This window comes from Pantoea conspicua (genome assembly GCF_002095315.1).
In the GTDB taxonomy this organism is placed as follows: domain Bacteria; phylum Pseudomonadota; class Gammaproteobacteria; order Enterobacterales; family Enterobacteriaceae; genus Pantoea; species Pantoea conspicua.
The window spans coordinates 1-24,737 of record NZ_MLFN01000016.1; the positions used below are offsets into that span (position 1 = coordinate 1).

16 protein-coding genes and 1 pseudogene are annotated in these 24,737 nt (G+C 55.0%); 13 read left to right on the forward strand and 4 right to left on the reverse strand.

What is annotated here, in order from left to right:
• Positions 1 to 372 precede the first annotated feature (372 nt).
• Positions 373 to 1,332, forward strand: coding sequence for an aldo/keto reductase (locus HA41_RS07990; protein WP_094120323.1), 960 nt, complete (start codon positions 373 to 375; stop codon positions 1,330 to 1,332).
• A 189-nt stretch (positions 1,333 to 1,521) separates the two neighbouring features.
• Positions 1,522 to 2,865 carry a carbohydrate porin gene (locus tag HA41_RS07995; RefSeq protein ID WP_094120324.1) on the forward strand — a complete coding sequence of 448 codons (1,344 nt, stop codon included), beginning with the start codon at positions 1,522 to 1,524 and terminating at the stop codon, positions 2,863 to 2,865.
• A gap of 650 nt (positions 2,866 to 3,515) precedes the next feature.
• Here the strand turns inward: HA41_RS07995 and yegD are convergent.
• From yegD to HA41_RS08015, 3 genes and pseudogenes are all read right to left on the reverse strand, one after another.
• On the reverse strand, positions 3,516 to 4,868 hold the full coding sequence (yegD, locus tag HA41_RS08005) for a molecular chaperone (RefSeq protein WP_094120325.1): 1,353 nt from the start codon (positions 4,866 to 4,868) through the stop codon (positions 3,516 to 3,518).
• A gap of 75 nt (positions 4,869 to 4,943) precedes the next feature.
• Positions 4,944 to 8,280, reverse strand: a pseudogene (locus HA41_RS08010) (diguanylate cyclase).
• A 154-nt stretch (positions 8,281 to 8,434) separates the two neighbouring features.
• Entirely contained in the window at positions 8,435 to 9,049 is a 615-nt protein-coding gene (locus tag HA41_RS08015; protein ID WP_094120326.1) for a phosphatase PAP2 family protein, read from the reverse strand.
• A 272-nt stretch (positions 9,050 to 9,321) separates the two neighbouring features.
• On the opposite strand from HA41_RS08015, the gene udk reads away from it, so the two are divergent.
• From udk to asmA, 3 genes are all read left to right on the forward strand, one after another.
• Positions 9,322 to 9,963 (forward strand): uridine kinase, encoded by a 642-nt coding sequence (gene udk, locus HA41_RS08020; protein WP_031375322.1) that lies wholly within the window; start codon positions 9,322 to 9,324, stop codon positions 9,961 to 9,963.
• 83 nt (positions 9,964 to 10,046) lie between these two features.
• Positions 10,047 to 10,628, forward strand: a complete 582-nt coding sequence (gene dcd / locus HA41_RS08025; RefSeq protein ID WP_031375323.1) for a dCTP deaminase — start codon at positions 10,047 to 10,049, stop codon at positions 10,626 to 10,628.
• A 15-nt stretch (positions 10,629 to 10,643) separates the two neighbouring features.
• The gene (gene asmA / locus HA41_RS08030) at positions 10,644 to 12,467 is read left to right on the forward strand and encodes an outer membrane assembly protein AsmA (RefSeq protein ID WP_094120327.1); all 1,824 of its coding nucleotides are present in this window, start codon (positions 10,644 to 10,646) and stop codon (positions 12,465 to 12,467) included.
• 13 nt (positions 12,468 to 12,480) lie between these two features.
• Here the strand turns inward: asmA and HA41_RS08035 are convergent, their stop codons facing one another.
• Positions 12,481 to 14,052 carry a TerC family protein gene (locus tag HA41_RS08035; protein ID WP_094120328.1) on the reverse strand — a complete coding sequence of 524 codons (1,572 nt, stop codon included), beginning with the start codon at positions 14,050 to 14,052 and terminating at the stop codon, positions 12,481 to 12,483.
• A 798-nt stretch (positions 14,053 to 14,850) separates the two neighbouring features.
• Here HA41_RS08035 and wbaP point away from each other — a divergent pair.
• The 8 genes from wbaP to HA41_RS08075 all read left to right on the forward strand — a co-directional run bounded on the left by wbaP (position 14,851) and on the right by HA41_RS08075 (position 24,698).
• Positions 14,851 to 16,284, forward strand: coding sequence for an undecaprenyl-phosphate galactose phosphotransferase WbaP (gene wbaP / locus HA41_RS08040; RefSeq protein WP_094120329.1), 1,434 nt, complete (start codon positions 14,851 to 14,853; stop codon positions 16,282 to 16,284).
• A 290-nt stretch (positions 16,285 to 16,574) separates the two neighbouring features.
• Complete coding sequence (locus HA41_RS08045; protein ID WP_031375327.1) at positions 16,575 to 17,714, forward strand: polysaccharide export protein; 1,140 nt, start codon at positions 16,575 to 16,577, stop codon at positions 17,712 to 17,714.
• A gap of 9 nt (positions 17,715 to 17,723) precedes the next feature.
• Positions 17,724 to 18,158: an arsenate reductase/protein-tyrosine-phosphatase family protein gene (locus HA41_RS08050; RefSeq protein ID WP_094120330.1), complete on the forward strand. Its 435-nt coding sequence runs from the start codon at positions 17,724 to 17,726 to the stop codon at positions 18,156 to 18,158.
• A 12-nt stretch (positions 18,159 to 18,170) separates the two neighbouring features.
• On the forward strand, positions 18,171 to 20,348 hold the full coding sequence (gene wzc / locus HA41_RS08055) for a tyrosine-protein kinase Wzc (RefSeq protein ID WP_094120331.1): 2,178 nt from the start codon (positions 18,171 to 18,173) through the stop codon (positions 20,346 to 20,348).
• Between the two features lie 281 nt (positions 20,349 to 20,629).
• Positions 20,630 to 21,769, forward strand: a complete 1,140-nt coding sequence (locus HA41_RS08060; protein WP_094120332.1) for an EpsG family protein — start codon at positions 20,630 to 20,632, stop codon at positions 21,767 to 21,769.
• 17 nt (positions 21,770 to 21,786) lie between these two features.
• Positions 21,787 to 22,491 (forward strand): SGNH/GDSL hydrolase family protein, encoded by a 705-nt coding sequence (locus HA41_RS08065; protein WP_094120369.1) that lies wholly within the window; start codon positions 21,787 to 21,789, stop codon positions 22,489 to 22,491.
• A 35-nt stretch (positions 22,492 to 22,526) separates the two neighbouring features.
• On the forward strand, positions 22,527 to 23,705 hold the full coding sequence (locus HA41_RS08070) for an acyltransferase family protein (protein WP_094120333.1): 1,179 nt from the start codon (positions 22,527 to 22,529) through the stop codon (positions 23,703 to 23,705).
• 75 nt (positions 23,706 to 23,780) lie between these two features.
• Positions 23,781 to 24,698, forward strand: coding sequence for a glycosyltransferase family 2 protein (locus HA41_RS08075; protein ID WP_094120334.1), 918 nt, complete (start codon positions 23,781 to 23,783; stop codon positions 24,696 to 24,698).
• Positions 24,699 to 24,737 lie beyond the last annotated feature (39 nt).

The window sequence follows — 24,737 nt, forward strand, 5'->3', positions numbered from 1 at the left end:
CGTGCGTGCGCCACTCTGCTGGTCGGTCTGCGGCGCGGCAGGGTGCTGCCACCAGTAATATCCGCCGACGGCAGCGGCAATCACCACCAGCACAATCAGGATCTTTTTCATAACAGGATGTCGGGTGCTCATTATTTTGCATGCTCTCCAGCAGTGATGTAGTCCCAGGCGCAGGCATCAAACGGGTAGCCTGCAAACGACAGATTGTAGTCGCCTCTGACGGGCAAAAGTTGAAGGAAATAAGGATATCTGTCAGGGCCGGGTAAGTATGCCTTTTCTGACATTAATCACACCACAATCGTCATAAAGGCGTTGATACGCTTTGCTATGCTCAGTGACAGACCGTTTCGATACACCACTAAGGAGCAGATGATGAGTCAAAATGAAACCCGACAGTTGGGCGACAGTGGCATTTCGGTGCCGGTACTGACGTTCGGCGGCAACGTGTTTGGCTGGACCGTGGATCGGCCCACCTCGTTTTCGCTGCTGGATGCGCTGGTGGAAAAAGGGCTGTGGTTTATCGATACCGCCGATGTTTATTCACGCTGGGCACAGGGAAATAAAGGGGGAGAATCAGAAACCCTCATCGGTGAATGGCTGAAGAAAAGCGGCAAACGTGACAGTATCGTTCTGGCCACCAAGGTCGGGATGGAACTTTCGCCGGAGAAAACCGGATTGAAACCGCAATATATTCGTCAGGCGGTGGAAGACTCATTGCGTCGGCTGCAAACCGATTATATTGATCTCTACCAGGCGCACCGTGACGATCAGGACACGCCGCTGGCCGAAACCCTGAGTGCTTTTGACAGCCTGATCAAAGAGGGCAAAGTGCGGGCAATCGGTGCCTCCAACTACAGTGCGGCCCGCCTGCAGCAGGCGCTGGAGATCAGCGAAACGGAAGGACTGGCGCGTTATGAAACCCTGCAGCCGGAATATAACCTCTACGACCGTCAGCCCTACGAATCAGAACTGGAGCCAGTGGTCACGCATCACGGTCTGGGGGTGATTAACTACTACTCACTCGCCAGCGGCTTCCTGAGCGGCAAATACCGCCAGCCGGCGGATGCCAGCAAAAGTCAGCGGGGCCAGGGCGTGGTGGAAAAATACCTCAACCCACGCGGCCTGAAGATTCTGGCGGCGCTGGATGCGATCGCAGAAGCGCATCAGGTTTCGCCGACCCAGGTGGCACTGGCGTGGCAAATCGCCCGTCCCAGCATCACCGCACCGATAGTCAGCGCCACCTCACTGGCCCAGCTTGACGATCTGGTCGGGGCAACCCGGCTGACCCTGACGCCGGAACAGATTGAGCAACTGTCACAGGCCAGTCGATAACAGAACGGGGCCGCTGCGCCCCGTTTTGCCTCCGCTGCTGCAAGAGTAACCACACTGCGATCCAGCTCACACTTGCGCGAATAAACTGCCAGGTTGACTAATCGTGCGCACGTATTTACAAAAATTGAACTTTTCTCAGCACTATTCTCTGCGGGTCATTCCCCCGTAACTCACATAAGAATAAGCATGATGAAAAACAAACAAGCAGAGCAGCGTTTTCCGCTGCGCCGTGTGGCAACCGGCACCCTGATCCTGGCAATGTTAACCGGCCATGCGATGGCCGCTGACGCGCTGAGCCCTGATTCAGAGTGGATGTTTGGTGACTGGGGTGGTTACCGAACGCAGTTGCAGAACGACGGCATTAAATTTGACGTTAATTACACCATGGAAAGCGCGGCCAACTTAGGCGGCGGCGCCGATACCAACACCACCATGCGTTACAGCGATCAGTGGTCCTTCGGCACCAATTTCGATCTGGAAAAACTGCTGGACTGGCAGGATGCGGAATTTCAGATGACCATCACCAACCGTGACGGGCAGAACCTGTCGGAGCAGGTGGCTGACAAGCGCACCGGCATGCTCTCGTCGGTGCAGGAAGTCTATGGTCGCGGCCAGACCTGGCGTCTGACTCAGTTCTGGTTGCGCAAAGGATTGTTTAACGATGTGGTCGATCTGAAAGCGGGCAGGGTCACGGTCGGTGAAGACTTTGATAACTTCGACGGCAACCTGTTCCAGAACCTGGCGCTGGGCAGCGGTCAGGCGGGTAACTGGCGTGGCGACCGCTGGTTTAACTGGCCGGTCTCTCAGTGGGGCGGCCGCATTAAATTCAATATCACCCCTGAGGTTTTCTTCCAGGTGGGGTTCTATAACCAGAACCGTGCAAACTACGATCGCGGCGATGGCTTCCGTCTCGATACCAGCAACTCTGAAGGCAACCTGGTACCGGTTGAACTGGGCTGGAAACCGACGCTGGGCGCGCAAAAGCTGCCGGGCAACTACCGCATCGGGTATTACTACTCGTCAGCCAACGGCGATGTCTATGGCAGCTGGCGCAATGGCGCCTATCAGGACCAGGATCACGCCTACGGCGGCTACCTGCTGTTACAGCAACAGCTGACGGCGCAGGATGGCGATGTGAATCGCGGTCTCGGCGTACGGGTTCAGGCGGTGATGAACGATCACAAAACCTCAAAAACCGACAACTACCAGTCGATCGCCTTTACCTGGAAAGGGCCGTTTGATGCACGTCCTGATGATGAAATTGGCGTCGGTGCGGCACGCATTCACGTCAACAGCGACTACACCCGTTCGCTGCGTCAGCAGAATGAGGCCAACGGCGAAAGCCGTTTTGACAGCCCGACCTATCTGCCGATTCAGGATGGCTCGGAGTATAACTACGAGGTCTATTACAACGCGAAAGTGACTAACTGGATGTCACTGCGTCCGAACCTGCAATATGTGGTGGCGCCTGGCGCGGTCAGCGAAGTCAAAGATGCGTTTATCGGTGGCATCAGCGCCAATATCGCGTTCTGATCCTGAGTTAAAACGGCACAGGGAAGTGCCGTTGAAATTGCTCCCTGAGCGTGCTCGTCGTTATCCGCAAATAAAACGGCATTCACGGGTGTAGCTCGTCAGTTAAGCAGGAGGTGATAACGCAGTCTGGTGCCGCTCAGGGGCTGGCGGTCCTCGCGCCGCTGCGCGGTTCCTTCACGTCATTCCTCTGCCTGACGGACCGCCGGGGATGGCACATCCTGTGCCGCCCCGCCTTTCGCCCGCGTCCTGCGGGCTCTCCTGGCTAATGTTCAGCGCTGCGGATTGCCTGCCCCTGATCGACCCCAGCCTGCTCTGAAACTTCAGTGCGTGTTATTAAAAAGGGCACAATTGTGGAGGCCTGAGCGCCTCTGCTGCTGAAAGGGCTATCCGCCACGCCGGGAAGCGTAGAGAGTGCGGGGCAGGCCAGGGAAGGCCGATCCCCGAACGGTTCGTCGGCACGACGGCAAAGCCGAAGGTACCGCGCAGCGGCGCGAGGACGGCCCGGCAGCAGCAGAGATGCGCTGGCCCGCGCTCTTGCACGCCTGCTCACAAAAAAAGCTGCCACGTTTGACCGTGACAGCCTTTGCACATTTAACCTTAACTGATCGGCATGACACTCACAGGTGCCGTTTTTTTATTGCAAATCAAGGTTAACGGAACATTACTTCCGCCCAGCGGGCCAGTCCTGCGGTCACCGAGGCGAAATCATCGCCGCCGGCAATCGGGGTATCGGGTAGCGCCTGCTGCAGTGCTGCACGCAGCAGCGGCGAGCGCGCACTGCCGCCGGTCAGGTAAACCACATCTGGCCTGATCTGACTGGTAGCCCGTGCCAGCTGAACCTGCTCAAGAATTTTCTCCAGCGGCTGATTAATCGCCTCCTGCAACAGGTTGACGCTGATATCGGCCTGCAGCGACCCGGCAATAAAGTCGAGAGACGCCGCATGCTCAGTGCGGTCTGACAGGGCGATTTTGCTCTCTTCAGCCGCCCGAACCAGACGATAACTCAGTTTCTGCTGCCACACCTTCAGCAGGCGCGCCACCACGTCGCTCTGCTCGGCGTCGCGCACCAAATCGCGCAGCAACTTACCGCAGGCGGCGCTATAAAACTCGCTCTGGGCCGGAACATCGTTAATCGCCACCGCATTCCACCACGGCAGGGCGGGCAGGGCGATGCCTTTCTGAGTATTGCCACCGAGGCCGAGCAGCGGCATCAGGGTTTTAAACGCCAGCATGATGTCGAGATCGTTACCGCCAACGCGGCAACCACTGTGGCCCAGCAGGCTTTCGCGGCGATCGGTTTTGTCACGCCACTGCGGGCCCATCAACAGCATCGAACAGTCGGTGGTCCCGCCGCCGATATCGACCACCAGCACCCGGGTTTCCTGCTGCAGGGTGGCTTCAAAATCGAGACCGGCCGCTACCGGCTCGAACTGAAACTCCACGTCGCGGAAGCCGGCCCGCTGTGCGGCACGCAGCAAAATGCCCTGCGCCTGCTGGTTGGCCTCTTCACTGCCTAAGCCCTGGAAGTTAATCGGGCGGCCAATCACCGCCTGATCGATAGGCTGATCCAGCTGGCTTTCGCCCTGCTGACGGATGTGCAGCATCATGGCGCAGACCAGATCTTCAAACAGGGCGATCTGCTGCGGCTTCAGGCCGCTGGCACCGAGAAAGGATTTAGGGGATTTCACGAACCAGACATCTTCCGGATCGACCATGTAGTGCTGCAGGGCGGTCAGCCCAAACTGCACGCTGTTGGGCAGCACGTCGATATCTTCTTCGCGGTTGAAGCGCAGCGCGCGTTGCAGCAGGGCGGTGGTTTCACTGTCGGGCGTCGCCACCTGATGATGGCGGTAGAGCCATTCACTGACGGACTCACGGGTCGGCGCACAGATCATCGACGGCAGCAGGCGCTGGCCGTTTTCCAGCGTTAACAGACGCGGCGCGCCATTTTCACTGACGGCTATCGAACAGTTAGCCGTGCCGTAATCGAATCCTATGAACATTTTCGCCCCCATGCCGGAAAAAAGGGGGCGACTTTAACGCAGCTTTAACAGGGTAGCAAGCGCTCAGCGGCGGATTTAACGGATGGCAAAAAAGCGCGCCTCGGCCAGTATGCTCAGCGGCTGACGGTCGGCCACTGCGCTGCCCCAGACGCCGTCTACGTCCAGGCCGGCAAGTGCGGTCAGCACCGCCGGCACCGACACCGGACCGGCAAGCAGGGCGATATTGCGCTGCGCTGCCTGGCCCTGAATGAGGGTTAGCAACATCTCATCCATCAGATTATTGTGCACATTAGTCACCAGTTCAGGTGCCAGTACCAGACAATCGACCAGCTCATCGCTGAGCTGATTAAAGGCGTCAAGATTACGCCCAAATTGCTGTAACACGATGCGGCAGCCGCACTGACGCAGTTGCAGCAGGGCGCTGTGCAGCTGATCGCTCTGACTCAACACGCTGGCGGTCTGGAAGGCGAAGCCACAGCGGCTGTCGGTCAGGCCCGCCGCGATAAAGCGGCGACAAAGCTGCCGGACAAAATCCGCATCGCTGAGTGCCTGAACACTCAGCGGCAGGATCACCGGGATGCCTTTTTCATTCAGCGCCTGCACGTCGTGCTGGAAAAAGGCATTAAGAATTTTATTGTCCAGCTGCCGCCGCAGCGCTTCGTCGGGCAGGTTATTGCGCAGCAGGGTTTCATCCACCAGCAGACCATCGGGTGTTAAAAGCTGCACGTCGAGAAGCCAGAGAAAAGCGGACTGCGGCGTTTTCGGCGGGGCAACAGCCCAGGCGGGCAGTTCAATCTGCAGGGAATCGATCATCGCGGCGTCCAGCCCCTGATGATTACCCGCCAGCGGCATCCGGTGCTGCTCATAGACCATGTAACGGCCACGCCCGCTGCGCTTGGCGTTATAACAGGCGATATCGGCCTGCGACAGCACATCGCTGCTCTGGCAGTTCTCCGGCGAAATCTGGGTCACACCGGCGCTGGCTCCCACCTGATAGAGACGCCCCAGCCACTGAAAACGGTAATCGTTAACTGTGGTCACAATGCGCTGAATCACCTCGTGCGCCTGCTCAACCTGACAGTCAGGCATCAGCAAGGCAAACTCATCACCACCCAACCGCGCCAGGAAGTCACTGCTGCGCAGGTGATGCTGCATCAGGTCTGACAGTTCGCGTAACAGTGCATCGCCCGCTGCGTGACCAGCGCTGTCGTTGACCGCTTTAAACTTATCAAGATCGATAAACACCAGCACGTGCTGATGCTGATGTTCCGCCGCATCGTACAGCAGGCGTTTTAGCTGATGCTCGAAGCTGGCGCGGTTAGGCAAACCGGTCAGGGTGTCGTGCAGCGCACTGTAGCTCAGCCGCTTCATCAGTTTGCGCGACTCACTGACATCCTGAATGACCATCACCGCGCCCTGTTCCAGCCCCGCTTCTGAACGCAGCGGGGTGATGCTGTAGTGAATGTCGATATGCCGGCCATCCGGCGTATGCAGCACCAGATCCTCGGCCAGATCGGGCGTGATTTTATCGCGTGGCAACTGACACAGCAGCCGGTTTTCCTCTTCAGGCCCGTTGCGGCCCTGCGTGATGTGCAGCAGTTCGCTGAGGGGTTTACCCGCCGCCTGTTCCTGCGTGCAGCCGCTCATCTTTTCTGCCACCGGATTCATAAAGGTCACCTGCATCGCCTGATTGGTGCTGATGACGGCCTCACCAATGGAGCCAAGCGTGATCGCCATACGCTCTTTCTCCTGAAACAGTGCTTCGTTCAGATTGCGTAACGGGGTGATATCCTGGCAAATGCCCAGCATCCGCTCAATCCGTCCCTCTTTACTGAGAATGCGGTTGGCCTGAGTGCGTATCCAGCGCTGACCCTCAGCGTTAACCACGCGGTACTCCATATGGAAAGCGCTGCGCAGTTCGATCGCCTGCTGTATCGTCAGGGCGACATGTTCCCGATCGCCGGGATGCAGCAGATGGACCCACAAATCGTAACTGGGCGACTCGTGAGGCGCCAGGCCAAACAGTGCATACATCCGTTTGTCCCATAACATCTCGCCGGTCAGCAGGTTCCATTCCCACACGCCGATTCCGCCCGCCTCATTGGCCAGTGTGATCCGCTCCATCAGCCGCCGGTTGACCTGTTCACTCTGTTTCAGTTCGGAGATATCGATGATCTGGGCAATCAGGTAGAGCGGCACGTTGTCGGTATCACGGACCAGCGATACCGTCAGCCGGGTCCAGACAATCTCACCGTCTTTGCGGAAGTAACGTTTTTCCAGCGTGTAGGTGTAAATCTCGCCGCTCAGCAGTTTATTCAGCTGCTGCAGATCGTTGCTGAGATCATCAGGATGGGTAATCTGCTGAAAGGTGAGCCGTCTCAGTTCCTCTTCCGGGTAGCCCAGCGTCTGGCAGAGCGAATAGTTGACCTGCAGCCAGCTGCCTTGCGGTGACACCAGCGCCATGCCAATCGCCGAGTACTCCATGGCGTGACGAAAACGGGTTTCGCTCTCGCTGATGTGATTTTTCTCACGCCGAAATGCATCCATCACCAGCGACATGATATGGCTGGGGATCAGCACCAGCAGGAACGGCAGCCAGCTGGAGACCGGCCCCAGCGCACTGTTATTGTTCACCACGCTGACCAGGCTAAACGCCAGCAGAATCGACATAAAACTGGCATTAATGAAGAACAGCACAAAAGCCTGCAGTTTAGGCAGCCGGACGGCGCACCAGAACAGAATCACCACCACAAAGGTGAAAGGCCACGGCAGAAAGCGCAGGGCCAGGTAACTGGCAATCAGCGTGACCGCTAATGTCAGGAAAAATTCGGTCAGGTGCTGATCGTGAATCTGGCTGCGGCGCAGCGGCCACGGCAGCAGCAGCAACATCGGGCCCAGCACCAGCATCCCGATAATTTCGGAGATCACCCAGGTATAAAAGAAGGGGAACGAGGCGTGACCACTGACCTGCAGCACCCACAGCGCCATCAACCCGCCGAGCACCGGGGTCAATACCCCAACCGACAGCACCAGCCGCGCCCAGTCATGCAGCGAACTGAGCGGTGCGCGCCGATCGAGCAACCCCCCGCAGCAGTATCCCGCCGAAGCCTGCCTGCACCAGGTTGAGCAGGGCGAATTTGATATTCGACAGCGCCGGTCCGATGATTAAGGCATTGGCACAGGCAGTGCCAATGACACAGGCGGTCAGATAGAGCGGAAGCTGACGCGGCGGACAGCGAAAGACCACCACCGTCATCGCGGCGGTCGGAAACCATAACGGCGAAATTTTACCGCTGACCACAATCAGTTCGAGGCAGAATAGCGTCAGAAAAAACACCGAGCAGCCGAGCAGAAGCGCGGGCAAACCGTGCTTTTGCGGTCGGTTTTGCAGGGCGGGGATCTCAATGGTCATGCAGACGTCCGGCAGGGCGCACGCATTCGCAACGGCGAAATATGCACCAGTCATTCTCTTTCAGCATGCTAGCACATTCAGTAAAGAAAAAAGGGGCGAAATCAAAGTTGCCCGTTATTCGGCGAATTGACGGGCACAGAAAGTTAACCTTTGATTACTGGCGGAAAAGATCGGCGCGGGTATAGGGCTTTTCCATGCCGGCCAGGCTGGCGGAGAAACGTTCGAGGAACTGCTGGGTTGTCGCGACCCGACCATGACTTAACAGCACAAATGGCACTAACAGCGCGGCACCCACCTGGGGCCAGCTGAACCCTTTAAGTGCGGTACGCCGCTGAGAAATCAGGAACGCCGTACTCAGGCTGAAACCCAGCAGCAGGCCGGTCGCCACTTCACTTTTTGAGTGCGCATGGATCACCAGGCGAGAGAAGCCCACCATCAGCGGGATCATATAGCCAACGCCAATAGCGAAGCCGCGCCATAAGGCGGACCAGCGGCCTGAAATCAGCCACAGCATCACCGGCCAGAGCGTCGCAGACATCGCGCTGTGACCGCTGAAGCCGGTAAAATTAAAGCGCGCACTGCCAATACCAAAGCCGAGAAACAAAATTTTTGACAGGCTCACCAGCAGTCCGGCCAGGCCAAAAGCGACGACCCAGTAGAGCACCGTGCGGCGGTTATCGCTTTTCCACGGCAAAATCAGCGCAATAATTACCGCTGTTGGAATCAACAGCATGCTGTCGCCAAAATAGGTCAAGGTCTTCCAGAGCATACAACTCCTGATAGGATCGTTCGGTCGCACCGGGCAGCCACGCGTTCAGCGCACCGGCGGTTTTATCTGTATTACAGTCTGCCCTTAGTTTATCGGTGAAATGAGTGGCGTCCAAAGGAGAAAGTCTGAAAAGTCACGGACGCCATTTCTCTGGCATCAAAACGCCGAAATCCCTATACTTAGCGCGAACACACCCTCTCCATTTCGGCCCGTCATCTGGATGCGTAATGCGTGACCAGTGGCAGGCTCCAGTTATCAGGTCTTAAAAAAGTATGACTGACAAGTCTCATCAGTGCGTGATTGTAGGCATTGCCGGTGCTTCCGCATCCGGTAAAAGTTTAATTGCCAGCACGCTCTATCGTGAAATCCGTGATCAGGTAGGTGACGAGCATATCGGGGTCATCCCGGAAGATGCTTATTACAAAGATCAAAGTCACCTCACCATGGAAGAGAGGGTTAAAACCAATTATGACCATCCGAGTGCGATGGATCATGATTTGCTGTTGCAGCATTTGCAGGCGGTAAAAGCCGGACAGGACATTGAACTGCCGGTCTACAGTTATGTGGAACACACCCGCACCGCAGAAACGCTGCACCTGAAGCCAAAAAAGGTGATTATCCTTGAAGGCATTCTGCTGCTGACCGACGCGCGCCTGCGCCAGGAACTGAATTTTTCGATTTTCGTCGATACCCCACTCGATATCTGCCTGATGCGTCGCATGAAGCGTGACGTCAATGAGCGTGGCCGTTCGATGGATTCGGTGATGAGCCAGTATCAGAAAACGGTTCGCCCGATGTTCCTGCAGTTTATCGAGCCGTCAAAACAGTACGCCGATATCATTGTGCCGCGCGGCGGGAAAAACCGTATTGCCATCGATATCCTGAAAGCCAAGATTAATCAGTTCTTTGAATAATTCACATCTGTCCGGATAGGACGCGAACCGGCGGCACGCAGTCTGACGCCTGTTCGCTACACTTACGTCATGGAGTTAGCGCAATGAGATTATGCGACCGCGATATTGAAGCCTGGCTGGATAATGGCAAGCTGGCCATTGAGCCGCGTCCGCCCGTTGAGCGGATTAATGGTGCCACGGTCGATGTGCGGCTGGGCAATCAGTTCCGCACCTTTAGCGGTCACACCGCAGCTTATATCGATCTGAGTGGGCCAAAACATGAAGTGAGCGCGGCGCTGGATCGGGTGATGAGCGATGAAATCGTGCTGCCGGATGGTGAAGCCTTTTTCCTGCATCCTGGTGAACTGGCGCTGGCGGTGACGCTGGAGTCGGTGACGCTGCCCGACGATCTGGTCGGCTGGCTGGATGGACGCTCCTCGCTGGCGCGGCTCGGCCTGATGGTGCACGTGACGGCGCACCGCATCGATCCCGGCTGGCAGGGGCGCATCGTGCTGGAGTTCTACAACTCCGGTAAATTGCCGCTGGCTCTGCGTCCCGGCATGTTAATCGGCGCGCTGAGTTTCGAGCCTCTTTCCGGCCCGGCAGCCCGTCCCTATAATCGGCGTGAAGATGCAAAATACCGTGGTCAGCAGGGCGCTGACGCCAGCCGTATTGATAAAGACTGATTTACTGAGGATGTAATGAAGAGAGTGATAACCACGCTGGCCATCCTGTTAGTGGTGGTCGTAGCGGGAATGACCGCACTGGTGCTGCTGGTAAATCCCAACGACTTTCGCGCCTATATGGTGCAACAGGTTGAACAACGCAGTGGTTATCAGCTTCAGGTCAGCGGCGATCTGCGCTGGCACGTCTGGCCGCAGCTGAGCATTCTTGCCGGCCGCATGAGCCTGACCGCGCCTGGTGCCAGCCAGCCGATGGTGACGGCTGACAATATGCGGCTGGATGTCGAGCTCTGGCCGTTGTTGTCGCATCAGCTCAGCGTCAGCCAGGTGATGCTGAAAAATGCCGTGGTGCGGGTCACGCCCGACAGCGCGGCGCAACCGGCAAAAAACGCGCCGCAGGGACCGCGTGATGCGGAACCTTCTTCGCCTGCAACCGGCTGGTCATTTGATATCGGCCAGCTGCGGGTGGCCGACAGTCTGCTGATCTGGCAAGAGCCGGGGGGCGACGAATATAATTTCCGCGATTTCAATCTTAATCTGGAGCAGGATGCGCGTAAGCAGGCCCAGCTGACGCTGAGCACCAGCCTGACGCGCAATCAGCGCACCGCCGTGGTAAACCTCAAAGGTCAGCTGGATGCCGCGCACTATCCGCATCGCCTCTCGGGCCAGATAACGCAGCTCGATTACAGCGTATCCGGCGCTGATATGCCGGCGCAGGGGATAAAAGGCACGCTGAGCCTGCAGGCCGACTGGAATGATGACAACCAGCAGTTCGCTCTGAACCATCTTCAATTGACCGCCAATGACAGCGCCCTGACCGGTCAGGCTGAGGGCCGGCTGGCACTGCCGCAGCGGCTGGCACTGACGCTCAACGCCAGCACCCTGAATCTGGATAATTTACTGGCCGATTCCCCGGTTACGGCCACGCCAGGCGCGCAGCGGGCAATGGTAGCCCGTTCGCCAGTGATTGCTCAGCCACGTGAAAAAAGTAACGCCGACTCCCCGCTCAATACGCTCGATCTGGCAGTGAAGGTGCAGGCTGAGAATGCGGTATGGCGCGGACTGCCGCTGACCGGCCTGACGATCGACGCCACCAACCAGCGCGGCTTAGTGACGCTTCACACTCTGAAAGGCAAGCTGGGGCAGGGGAGCTTTTCGATTCCGGGCAGCATCGACATCCGCCAGCCACAGACCCACGTCAGCCTGCAACCCCAGCTCAGTGAGATTGCTATTCAGCCGCTGCTGAAAGCCTTTGAACTGCCGGAAAGCCTGCAGGGCACGGTGAGTCTGAGCGGTAATCTGGCCGGTGACACGCTGAGCGTAAACGAGGCGAAGCGCAGCTGGCAGGGCAGGGCGGCAATCAGCGCCACGCATCTGCGGCTGGCGCAAATCAATCTGCAACAAATGGTGCGCCGGGCCGTGGCGCGGGTCAGTAATCGCGTCAGCAGCGAGGACCAGCCGGATCAGGGCATCGATCAGATCAGCGGTCGCGTGGCGCTGAACCGCGGCGAACTCAGTTTCAGTCAGCTCAGCGGTAACGGGCAGCGTCTGGCGCTGCAGGGCGACGGCAAAGTGAATATGGTACAGCAGCAGCTCGACGTGACGCTGGGACTGAAAATCAGCGGCTGGCAAGGCGATGAAGAGCTGGTGGCTGCGCTCTCCGATCAACCGATCCCGCTACGGATGTATGGCAGCTGGAACGATTTGCAATATTCATTACCGGTGGATGAGGTGTTGCGGGAACGGCTGCAAAATGAGGCAAAATCACGGTTAGATAAGTGGATCGATCGTCAGCAGGATGGCGAAAATAAACAGAATATGCAGAAACTGCTGCGCCCGTAACGGGCGCAGCGGATTACACCTCATAATCCATCGCCGGCTGTTGCAGAATCTCAACTTTCTGCACCCGGTGATTATCGACCTGCAGCGTCCGTAACAGATAATCACCAATCCGCACCTCTTCACCCTCCTGTGGAATATGCTGCAGCCGATCCATCAGTAATCCCGCCAGCGTATGATAATCACGCTGCTCTTCCAGCGGCAGTTTCACATACAGCGCCAGATCATCCAGCGGCATATGGCCATTAGCGACCCAGTGGTGCTCGCCCTGGATCTGAATATCGTAACGGGCATCAATCTCGCCCGCTTCATTCGGCAGGTTACCGGCGATGGTTTCCATCACATCGCTCAGCGTGACCACGCCTTCAACCGAACCAAACTCATCGACGACAAAGGCAAAATGGGTATGGGCCTGGCGAAACTGTTCCAGCGCCTGCAATAGCGTTAAGCGTTCAGGGAATACCAGCGGCTGGCGAATCAGCGCCCGCAAATCCAGCGAATGATGATGCAGCGACTGGTGCAGCAGGTCGATAACGTGCACTACACCCAGCGGCTCGCTGGAGTGGTCGGTGATCAGAATACGGGTGTGTTGATTACGGTCGAGACGCGCCATGATCTCCGCCGGATCGTCACTGAGATCGATATGCTCGACATCATGGCGTGAAGTCATAATACTGTTAACGTGACGCTGGCCCAATCCCAGAACGCGAGCAATCATCACCCGTTCCTGGCGGTTAAACAGCATAGTGGCGTTACTGTCGGCAATCAGCGAAGAGGTTTTCGCATCCAGTTCTGCAGGTTCCGCTTCGCCGCGCAGCAGACGCAGCACCGCTTCGGCGGTACGCTGACGTAACGGCCTGCCAGCCGATAGTACCCGGCGGCGATTAAACTGCGCCAGCTGGTTCAGCGCCTCAATCAGCACCGAGAAGCCGATCGCCGCATAGAGGTAGCCTTTGGGAATCGCGAAGCCAAAGCCTTCCGCCACCAGACTGAAGCCGATCATCAATAAAAAGCTCAGGCAGAGAATCACAATGGTCGGATGGCTGTTCACAAATCGGGTCAGGGGTTTGCTGGCCAGCAGCATCAGCAAAATGGCAATGGTGACGGCAATCATCATTACCGGTAGATCATTGACCATTCCGACGGCGGTAATCACCGCATCCAGCGAGAAAATCGCATCCAGCACCACGATTTGCGCTACCACTGGCCAGAATTTAGCGCCGCCTTTTTGTTGACCTGCCTCATCATCGTGCCCTTCAAGGCGGCTATTCAGCTCGGTTGTGGCCTTAAACAGCAGGAAAATCCCGCCTGACAGCAGCAACAGATCGCGCGCACTAAAGGCGTGACCCGCCAGTGTGACCCAGGGTTGGGTCAGGGTAACCAGCCAGGAAAGCGACGCCAGCAGTAATAAACGGCACAGCAACGCCAGCAGCAGGCCGATCACCCTGGCACGGTCGCGCAGTGTCGCAGGGAGCTTCTCAACCAGAATGGCGATGAACACCAGATTATCGATACCCAACACCAGTTCAAGAACGATTAGCGTCACTAATCCTGCCCACAGCGACGGATCTGCAAGTACCTCCAGCATGACTGATTCACCTGAATGTCATTAATTGAGTTTTGTCTGATGATAGTGGAGTGTCACGCTGGCTACAAATGCCGTGGCAGGCGGAAAATCGCCTGACGACTGAAATTAACAGCAATTAATCTCTCACTACATACATTATCATTTGATTAAATTCGCAGAGAGTTTGTACCAGAAGTACCAGATACGCATTGCTGAATGCATGATATCTTGCTGCGTCGCTTATGCGATTTATCCTAAGGGCCATATAGCATTAATCTGAATTATGAAAAAAGGATTGCACTTCGATTGCACGACGAGGAGGGCGCCAATACTAATGGCTGGTAGTCTTTTTCCTAAAATAGTACAGGGATAGCGGGGCCTACTTGTAAACAAGCCAGTAATAACTAGTATAGCAACGAGTTTGCAAAAGTCTGCGCCAAAGTCGTTATTCGCGTGACCCATCGACGTCAAATGTTATGAATTGTGATCTCGTCCGATAACTGATGCATTAAGCGCCAATACGACGCCCCGTGCAGAGCAATATGAATGATGACAGCGGTATTGGCAGCGACAGCCAAGGGCGGTAGCGTGCCTGAATTGCGTTTATCGTTTAATAAATGAGCGCTGCTACGGTTGATTAAAGTCAGAGTAATCTGTTGGAATTAATCACAATAATGCTGGATTTATGGTTAAGATCGTTGGCGTAAAGGCCGCAGGAGCTCCCCTCAGAAACGGCTCAGTCCTGAGAATTTATACCGCTCAATAAATATACAGGCGAGAAACGTGGCGGGTTTAAGGAAATAAAATAAAGAGTTAAATATGCGCGATACTGAATTTACGTTTAAAAGTCTTATCACCAAATTAATGCTGGCTTGCTCAGACTTAATTTGTTTCAACGCAGCGTTCTTTGTGGCGATGATGCTAATTAATATGCAGTCGGAATCGCCGCTGGCAGATATTTCTGAAAAAGAAATGAATTTAAAAATTGCCACTCATATTTGCCTGTCGGTAATTTGTATTGGCTGGTTCTGGGTAAGGCTGCGTCACTATACCTACCGCAAACCTTTCTGGTTCGAATTAAAAGAAATTTTTCGTACCATTCTTATTTTTTCAGTCATTGATCTGTCGATTACCGCATTGTCACAGTGGCAGATGTCGCGTTTTGTCTGGTTACTGACCTGGGTCCTGGCGCTTATTTTCATTCCGACCTGCCGCGCGCTTTCTAAGCGCCTGTTGAATAAATATGGCTTGTGGAAAAAGCAGACCATCATTATCGGCAGCAGCAAAAACGCCCACGAAGCCTGGCAGGCACTACAAAGCGAAGAGGTGATGGGTTTTGACGTTATCGCCTTCTACGACGTGGATGGGACCTGCCCGCAGAGTATCCTTGATGGCGTGCCGGTACTGCGCGATGAGCAGGAGCTGTGGAGCCTGACCAACAGCGAAACGCAGTTTATCGTGGCGGTGGAGTTCGAGCAGAGCCAGTACCGTGATAAGTGGCTGAAATCACTGGCGATGCATAATTGCCGCTCCGTTTCAGTGATTCCTACATTGCGTGGCGTGCCGCTTTATGGCACTGATATGGCCTATATCTTCAGCCATGAAGTGATGATTCTGCGGGTACAGAACAACCTGGCAAAACGCACTTCGCGTTTCCTGAAGCGGGCATTCGATATCGTCGGTGCGCTGTCGATTATCCTGATGCTGATGCCGGCGCTGCTGGTGCTGGGCTTCCTGGTGGGCCGTGATGGCGGACCGCCGATTTATGGTCATGAGCGCGTTGGTATGAATGGCCGTAAATTCAAATGCCTGAAGTTTCGCTCGATGGTGATTAACTCCAAAGAGGTGCTGGAAGAAGTGCTGCGCACTGACCCGATTGCACGCGCCGAGTGGGATAAGGATTTCAAACTGAAAAATGATCCACGTATCACCAAAGTGGGCCATTTTATCCGTAAAACCAGCCTTGATGAGCTGCCGCAGCTGTGGAACGTGGTACGCGGCGACATGAGCCTGGTCGGTCCCCGCCCCGTAATTGAAGATGAACTCTGTCGTTATGCCGGTGATGTTGATTATTACCTGATGGCAAAGCCAGGCATGACGGGATTGTGGCAGGTCAGCGGTCGTAATGATGTTGACTACGAAACCCGCGTCTATTTCGACTCGTGGTACGTGAAAAACTGGTCACTGTGGAATGACATCGCCATCCTGTTTAAGACAGTGGGTGTGGTGTTGAAGCGAGACGGTGCGTATTGATTGTGAGGCGATAAGAGCACGTTAAAAGCGCGCTCTCGTGGTTCGGTGCCGTTGTCAGGCGTGTCGTTGTTAGCGACCATCGTCAGGGAGAACGCAGATTGTCACTACCTAAGCGTAATGCTCTGCTACTGTTATTCCGCCCTGATGGATGGTTACTACTTATAACAATTGGAGCAAAGGATAATGAACGACAGGTTCAGTGCTTAATTAAGTTAGTTTTACTTTTTGTTGGACGCTTACACAGCGGCGTATTCGCCTCTATCAATCAATAACTGATAGCGAAGATCTAAATGATTACAATCAAAATGAAATTGATACCCTTGCTGGTATCCGCCACTTTTCTTAGCGGGTGTACGATCGAACCAGGTCAGCGCCTTTCCACATCGGGAAAAGATGTCATCGAGCAGCAGGACAGCAACTTTGACATCGACAAGTACGTCAACGTCTTTCCGTTAACCCCAACGCTGGTTGAGAAAATGCGTCCTAAGCCGCTGGTGGCTCAGGCGAATCCTTCTCTGCAAAACGAAATTCAGAACTATGAATACCGTATCGGCATCGGCGACGTCCTGACCGTCACCGTCTGGGATCACCCGGAGTTGACTACGCCAGCCGGTCAGTACCGTAGCGCCAGCGACACCGGTAACTGGGTACATTCCGATGGTACGATTTTCTATCCCTACATTGGTAAAGTCCGCGTAGCGGGCCGGACCGTGGGAGAAGTACGTAACGAAATCGCCCGTCGCCTGGCACAGTACATCGAAAGCCCACAGGTTGATGTCAGTATCGCCTCGTTTAAATCGCAGAAGACCTACGTAACGGGTTCAGTGACCACCTCAGGCCAGCAGCCGATTACCAACGTACCGCTGACGATTCTGGATGCCATCAACGCCGCAGGTGGCCTGGCAGCAGATGCTGACTGGCGCAACGTGGTGCTGACGCACAACGGTCGCGAACAGCGCGTTTCACTGCAGGCGCTGATGCAAAATGGCGACCTGAGCCAGAACCATCTGCTCTATCCGGGCGACATTCTGTACGTTCCGCGTAATGACGATCTGAAAGTGTTCGTGATGGGTGAAGTGAAGCAGCAGGCGACCCTGAAAATGGATCGCAGCGGCATGACGCTGGCGGAAGCACTGGGCAATGCGGCCGGGATGGATCAAACCACCTCTGACGCCACCGGTGTGTTCGTTATCCGTCCACTGCGCGGCACCGATCGCAACAAGATTGCCAACATCTATCAGTTGAACACCAAAGATGCGGCATCAATGGTCATGGGTACTGAATTCCAACTGGAACCGTACGACATCGTCTATGTCACCTCCACGCCGCTGACGCGCTGGAACCGTGTGATCTCGCAATTACTGCCAACCATTGCGGGTATCAACGATGTGAGCGAGAGCGCACTGCGTATCCGCAACTGGTCAAACTAAGGTTTCACCATGATTACGTCCGTGTTAGTCGTTTGCGTCGGCAATATCTGCCGCTCTCCGACCGGAGAGCGCCTGTTTAAACGCGCATTACCCAACACCCATGTCAGTTCGGCTGGTCTGGGCGCCCTGGTGGGGCGTCCTGCCGATCAGACTGCCAGCGACGTGGCGGCCGCACATGGTCTGTCGCTGGAAGGGCATCAGGCTCAACAGCTGACGGCCGAAATGTGCCGCAACGTCGACCTGATCCTGGTGATGGAGAAGCGTCAGATTGAACAGGTGAACCGCATTGACCCGGCCGCGCGTGGCAAAACCATGCTGCTTGGGCACTGGCTCAATCAGAGAGAAATTGCGGATCCGTACAGAAAAAGCCGTGAGGCCTTTGAAGAGGTTTACGGGTTACTGGAAAACGCTACCCAGAAATGGGTCAACGTATTAAGCCGATAGTTGGGATTATCCATGAATATAAAAAACAAGGTCAGAACCGCGCCGGGAGAGGATTCAAATGGATGGGATCTGGCGCATCTTGTGGGACAGCTTATTGATCATCGCTGGATCATTGTTGCCGTTACCGCTTTCTTTATGCTGGCGGGCACGCTCTACACACTGTTTGCGACACCGATTTACAGCGCCGATGCGTTAGTTCAGGTTGAGCAGAAAAACGCCAGCACCGTGCTGAACGAACTGGACAGCATTCTGCCACCAACGCCAGCCTCAGATACCGAAATTGAGATTCTGGAATCACGCATGGTGATTGGCAAAACCGTCGACGATCTGGGTCTGGATACCGTTGTCGAGCAGAACTATTTCCCGGTGATCGGTAAAGGTCTGTCACGTCTGATGGGCAACAAACCGGCCAGCATCGCGATTTCGCGCCTGGAAATTCCACGCACTATCGACAAACGTAACGTTGAACTGGAAGTCACCGGTCCGGACAGCTATACCGTGTCGAAAGATGGCGATGAGCTGTTCAAAGGCAAAGTTGGTCAGCTGGAGTCGCACGGCGACATCACCATGCTGGTGAGCGAGATCCATGCCGACGAAGGCACCAGCTTCACCGTGACCAAGCTTAACAACCTGCAGGCAATTCGCTCTGTTCTGTCTAACCTGACAGTGGCAGACAAAGGCAAAGACACCGGCGTGCTGGGTCTGGAGTATCTGGGTGAAGATCCGGAGCAGATCAGCAAAGTCCTGAATCAGATCGTGAATAACTATCTGTTACAGAACGTTGAGCGCAAGTCAGAGCAGGCAGAGAAGAGCCTGGAGTTCTTACGCACCCAGCTGCCGCAGGTTCGCGCCAAGCTGGATGAAGCGGAAGACAAGCTGAACACCTTCCGTCGTCAGAACGAATCGGTTGACCTGTCGCTGGAAGCGAAATCTGCACTCGACTCCTCGGTCAGCGTGCAAAGCCAGCTGAACGAACTGACTTTCCGTGAAGCCGAAGTCTCTCAGCTGTTTACTAAAGATCACCCGACTTACCGCGCGCTGTTGGAAAAACGCAAAACGCTGGAAGGTGAGCAGGCACAGCTGAACAAGAAAATTTCCGGTATGCCACAGACTCAGCAGGAAATTCTGCGTCTGACCCGTGACGTGCAGTCTGGTCAGGAGATCTACATGCAGCTGCTGAACCGTCAGCAGGAGCTGGGCATCAGTAAAGCCAGTACCGTGGGTGATGTTCGCATCATCGATGGCGCGGAAACGGCTAACTCACCGGTCGCACCGAAGAAACTGTTGATTATCGCTGCCAGCCTGATTTTCGGTCTGTTCGTGTCGGTGGGTCTGGTCCTGCTGAAAGCGCTGCTGCATCACGGCATCGAAAACCCGGATCAGCTGGAAGAGCTGGGCATGAATGTCTATGCCAGTGTTCCGCTGTCAGAGTGGCAACGTAAGAAGGATACTGAAGCCCTGGCGCGTCGCGGTAACAAGGTGAAAACCGATCCGCACGAAACGCTGCTGGCGCTGGGTAATCCGACTGACCTTTCCATCGAAGCGATTCGTAGCCTGCGTACCAGCCTGCACTTCGCGATGATGGAAGCCAAAAACAACATCCTGATGATCACCGGTGCCAGCCCGGGTATTGGTAAAACCTTTATCTGTGCCAACCTGGCGACGCTGGTGTCGAAAGCGGGTCAGCGCGTACTGTTTATCGATGGTGACATGCGTCGTGGTTATACCCACGAATTGCTGGGCGCGGAGAATAAATCAGGCCTGTCCAACGTCCTGTCCGGTAAAACTGAGTTCAGCCCGGCGCTGATTCAGCAGGGCGTCTACGGTTTCGACTTCCTGCCTCGTGGTCAGGTGCCGCCGAACCCGTCTGAACTGCTGATGCATCGTCGCATGGGTGAGCTGCTGGACTGGGCGAGCAAGAACTACGACCTGGTACTGATCGATACACCACCGATTCTGGCGGTCACCGATGCCTCAATCATCGGTAAGCTGGCTGGTACGTCGCTGATGGTGGCGCGTTTTGAAACCAACACCACCAAAGAAGTGGATGTCAGCTTCAAACGCTTTGCCCAGAACGGTATTGAGATCAAAGGTGTGATCCTCAACGCCGTGGTGCGTAAAGCTGCCAACGCGTATGGCTATGGTTACGACTATTACGATTACGAATACGGTAAACCAACCAAAAGCTAAATACTGAGTGGATAGGGGCGGTCTGACCGCCCCTTTTTATCGCCCCTTTGAATGACGACACGCATCAATTTACACAGGTGATTCTGTCCAAAACCAACATAAGCGATGAAGGTATAAATCGCATGGCGAGCGTCACTCAACAGAATTCATCACCAGCATGGCATCAGCCTGTCGCACGCCTGAAAAGGCTGTCGCGTCAGGCACGCTGAGAGGTCAGCCGGGAAGGCAATCAGCGTCGCCCACTGTTGGCATGAGAACTTGTGGAATTAAGGAATCACACCATGGCTCCATATTGGTATGTATCAGGGTTTTTACTGGTGATTTCGCTGGTTGAACTCCTGCTGAAAAAAGACGAACGAACCAACCATCTCCTGACCTGGTTGCTCTGTATCGCGACCGTAATGCTGATTGTGTTCGGCGGTATCCGCGGCCTCGGCACCGGAATGGATGACTACCAATACCGCAACTTCTTTGAAGATTTTATCCGGCGTATTCAGGTTAACGGCTTCTTTAACACCGTGGCATTCTTCCGCTACGAGCCGCTGATCTTTGCGATTGCTACCCTGACCAGCCTGATTTCCCATAACGCCAGCACCTTCCTGTTTGTCTTTTCGATTCTGGCGGTAGGCACCAACGCGATCTTTTTCAAAAAAATGTCACCTTATCCGGTGATGGCGCTGGCGCTCTATTCAGCGCACATCTTTATCAACAAAGATATGAACCAGATTCGTTTCGGCCTGAGTTCAGCGCTGTTCCTGGGCGTGATCTGGTCGCTCTATCTCAGACGTTACTGGATGGCGACCGGCTTCTTTGTCCTTTCCTTCCTCAGTCACAACACCGCCGTCATGGTGGTCACGCTGATCCCGTTCCTGTTTATACGTGAACGCCGCTTGTGGCCAATTCTTATTATTGTGCTGAGTATCCCGGCGTCAAAAGTCGGGGGAATGGGCTTTGTATCTGTCATTGCCGGCCACCTCGGGGCGTTAGGCGAAAGGGCAGCGAACTACAACAACGACAATTCAGCCGCGGCAACCACCGGTAGCGTCTTCTCGGTTTCCAACCTGAAGAACGTCGCGCTGGTGTTTATCTTTGTCTACTTCATGCTGAGCAACCAGCTTAAACGCGACAATTACAATGCCTGGCGACTGAACTACCTGTTGATCATTACCTTTGCGATTGGCGGTGGCATCAGGATCTTCTTCTACAACTACTCATCCGGCGCACGTCTGTCGAACTACCTGCTGCAGGTGGAGCCGATCATTCTGACGCTGTTGATCTACCAGTCGAAGCGGGTCTGGAAACCGGCGATGTTCGCGATGTTCGTCTTCTTCCAGATGTACTACCTCTACTACAACACCATCTCCCTCAAGCAGGCGGTGGTGGGGTATGAAGTGGCACGTGAATTTAAACTGATCCACTGATGAACAGGGTGAAAGTGATGAACCGATATCTTCCGTTGCTGCTGGTCGCTGCGCCGCTGCTGGTACAGGCGACGCCCTCTCCGGCCGCGATCGTTATCGCGGCCTATGGTGACTCGACTACCGCAGGCGTGACCTCGTCGGGCGGGCGTAACGTCATCAGTAAAGAGAATGAAATCAGCTATCTGCAGCAGATGTTGCAGCAGAAATATGGACCAGCGGTACGCATCGAGAATCACGGTTCGCCTGGTGCTCAGCTGACCGAACTGACCAAATCGTCGCTCAGCTGGGATCAGCGGATGGCGCAGTCTGATGCCAGCATCATTCTGATCAATTACGCCATTAACGATGCGCGCATCTACTCAGCAAAAAACCGACCAGCTGGCGCAGAGAGTCCGGAGGATTTTAACCGCATCCTCACCGGGCTGATTAAAACTGCCAAAGCGCACCATAAACAGGTGGTGCTGCAACAGCCTAATCCACTCTGTGGCCGGGCGGAGCGCTGGAACCTCTGGCCATATGTTTATCAACTGAATCAGGTAGCACAGCAGCAGCAGGTGCCCATTGTCCGACAGTATCAGCTGATCAAGCAGCAGGGTGACTGGCGCAATGAGATGTCAGCGGACTGCATTCACCCGACCAAAACACTTTATAAAAAGAAAGCTGAGCAAACTTTTGAACTGTTAAGTCAGCATTTTGACAGCGTGTTTAAAACCACCAGCTAACCATTAGATTTAATTGACTTCAGGAGCAGGGCGTTATGTATGTACTGATGATGGCGCTGTCGCTGGGACTGGCGCTGATGGTGTTGCGGTTGTTTTCATTCCATCGCGGCATTTATAACGATAGCGGGATTAAAAGTATCTCTGGATTGCGTGCGCTGCTGGCCAGCATCGTGGCGTTTTCCCACTTAGCCCATTACCTCTATGCACGCGATAACGACTGGATTTTTGATAAAGACTACTTTGCGCTGATTTCGCAGGGCAACTTTTTTGTTAACAGCGGCAAGTTTGGTGTGGCGCTGTTTTTTATGATCTCCGCCTTCCTGTTTTATCGCTGGCTGGACAATGACCGTCTCTCCCCCCGCGAGTTGACCCATAAATTACTCAAATCGCGGGTGCGCCGGATTGTGCCGATGTTCTGGTTTTCCGGACTGGTGATCGTGTCGATTGGCTGGTTACAGGGTGATCTGGTACCGGACCTGACGGCGCTGAAGCAGGGACTGCTCTGGTTGCTGTTTGTCGGCAATTATCACATCGGTTCAATCAAGACCGCCGATATTAACGCCGGCGTTGAGTGGACGCTGCGGCTGGAATGGCTGCTCTATCTGTCGATTCCGCTGATCTACGTGCTTAATCGTGTCACCAGTGGCCGTTATAAAACGCTGCTGATCCTCGGCTCGATTGGGGTGATTTTCCTGATTGCGGTGGCGCTCCGGCTGTGGGGAACCGCCTATACCGATCCGCGTCCGGTGCTGGGATTCGCGATGGGGTATATGGCCTGGCTCTACCGTGACCGCTGGGTGCAGGGCCGCAACTCTGGCAAGGCGGCCGGGCTGGCAATTGCGCTCGCCGTCGTGGCGCTGTTCTTTACCAGTAACGCGTTCTTCTACCTGATTTTCCTCGGCTGCCTGTCGGTGGTGTTTTTCATTGTCAGCAGCGGCAACGCCATTTTTGGCCTGCTGGAGAACAAGACCCTGATGTCAGTCGGCGAAGTGAGCTACAGCCTCTATCTGATACATGGCGTGGTGCTCTATTTTATTAAGCAACTGCCGCTGCCCGCACTGCAGCACAATTTTGTGCTCTACACCGCGCTCTCGACTCTGTTTTTTGTGGTGTCATTTTACGTGGCAAAACTGACTTATCTGTACGTGGAAAAACCGTTTATCGGCAGCAGCAATAAGAAAAAAGTGGCGATCGAAACGTCGCCGACAAATTAGGACATCACCGGTTACCCTGCTACGTCCAAACGTTATATCTTTGAAATTGGAACTGTTTTTAATGAGGTGCTGGCAATGAAGGACATTCGCTTCTCCATCGTAATTCCTGCTTATAATGCGTCAGAATCGATTGTGACGACGCTGGATTGCGTTAAAGCGCAGACGTATCGCAATTTTGAAGTGATCATCGTTGATGATAAGTCCGCCGATGCGGCCGCGCTGGCGCAAGTGGTGCGCAGCGAGCGCTACCAGGACCTGAACATTAATCTGGTGCTCTCTGAGGTTAAGCTCAACGGCGCCGGTGCGCGTAATAAAGGGATTGAGCTGGCAACCGGCGATTACGTCAGTTTCCTCGATGCCGACGACGAGTGGCACGCCGATAAGCTGCGTCAGGTGAGCGAGAAAATTGCTCAGCTGGAGGCACAGGGAAAACAGAAGGTGGTGATTTTCAGCCAGGTAAACATCTATCAGGATGGCGCTTTTCTGAAAGTCATGCCGATGCAGCCGCCAGGCAAAAATGAAACTGTCGCGGAGTATCTGTTTGGCTGCTACGGCTTTATCCAGACCAGTACCATCGTACTGAAGCGCGAAGATGCGGCAAAAATTCAGTTCGACACCCGCTATATCCGCCATCAGGATTACGACTTCTGCATTCGCGCCGACCGCATGGGCTATGCATTCGAGATGATCGCCGCGCCGCTGGCCAATTACCATCTGGTGACTAAATTTGGCTCGAAGCACAAAGGCGAGTCGGTCAACTATTCAATGTTCTGGCTCGATGCAATGAAGCCGCACCTGACCCCGCGTGACATTCACACCTACAAAGCCTTTAAGCTGCCGCTTCGCTACAAGATGGATGGTAAGGGAATGATGGCGAGTCTGACCTTTGCCCGCTACTTCTTCCTGACTAACCAGGATAATCGCGCTTACTTTATGAACCGTGTCAAAGACAAGGTCAGAGCGCGTTTTGGCGGCGAAAAAGCGCTCTCCTGATCCGTGACAACGCCTTGTTTGCTCCTGTTGCCAGGAGCA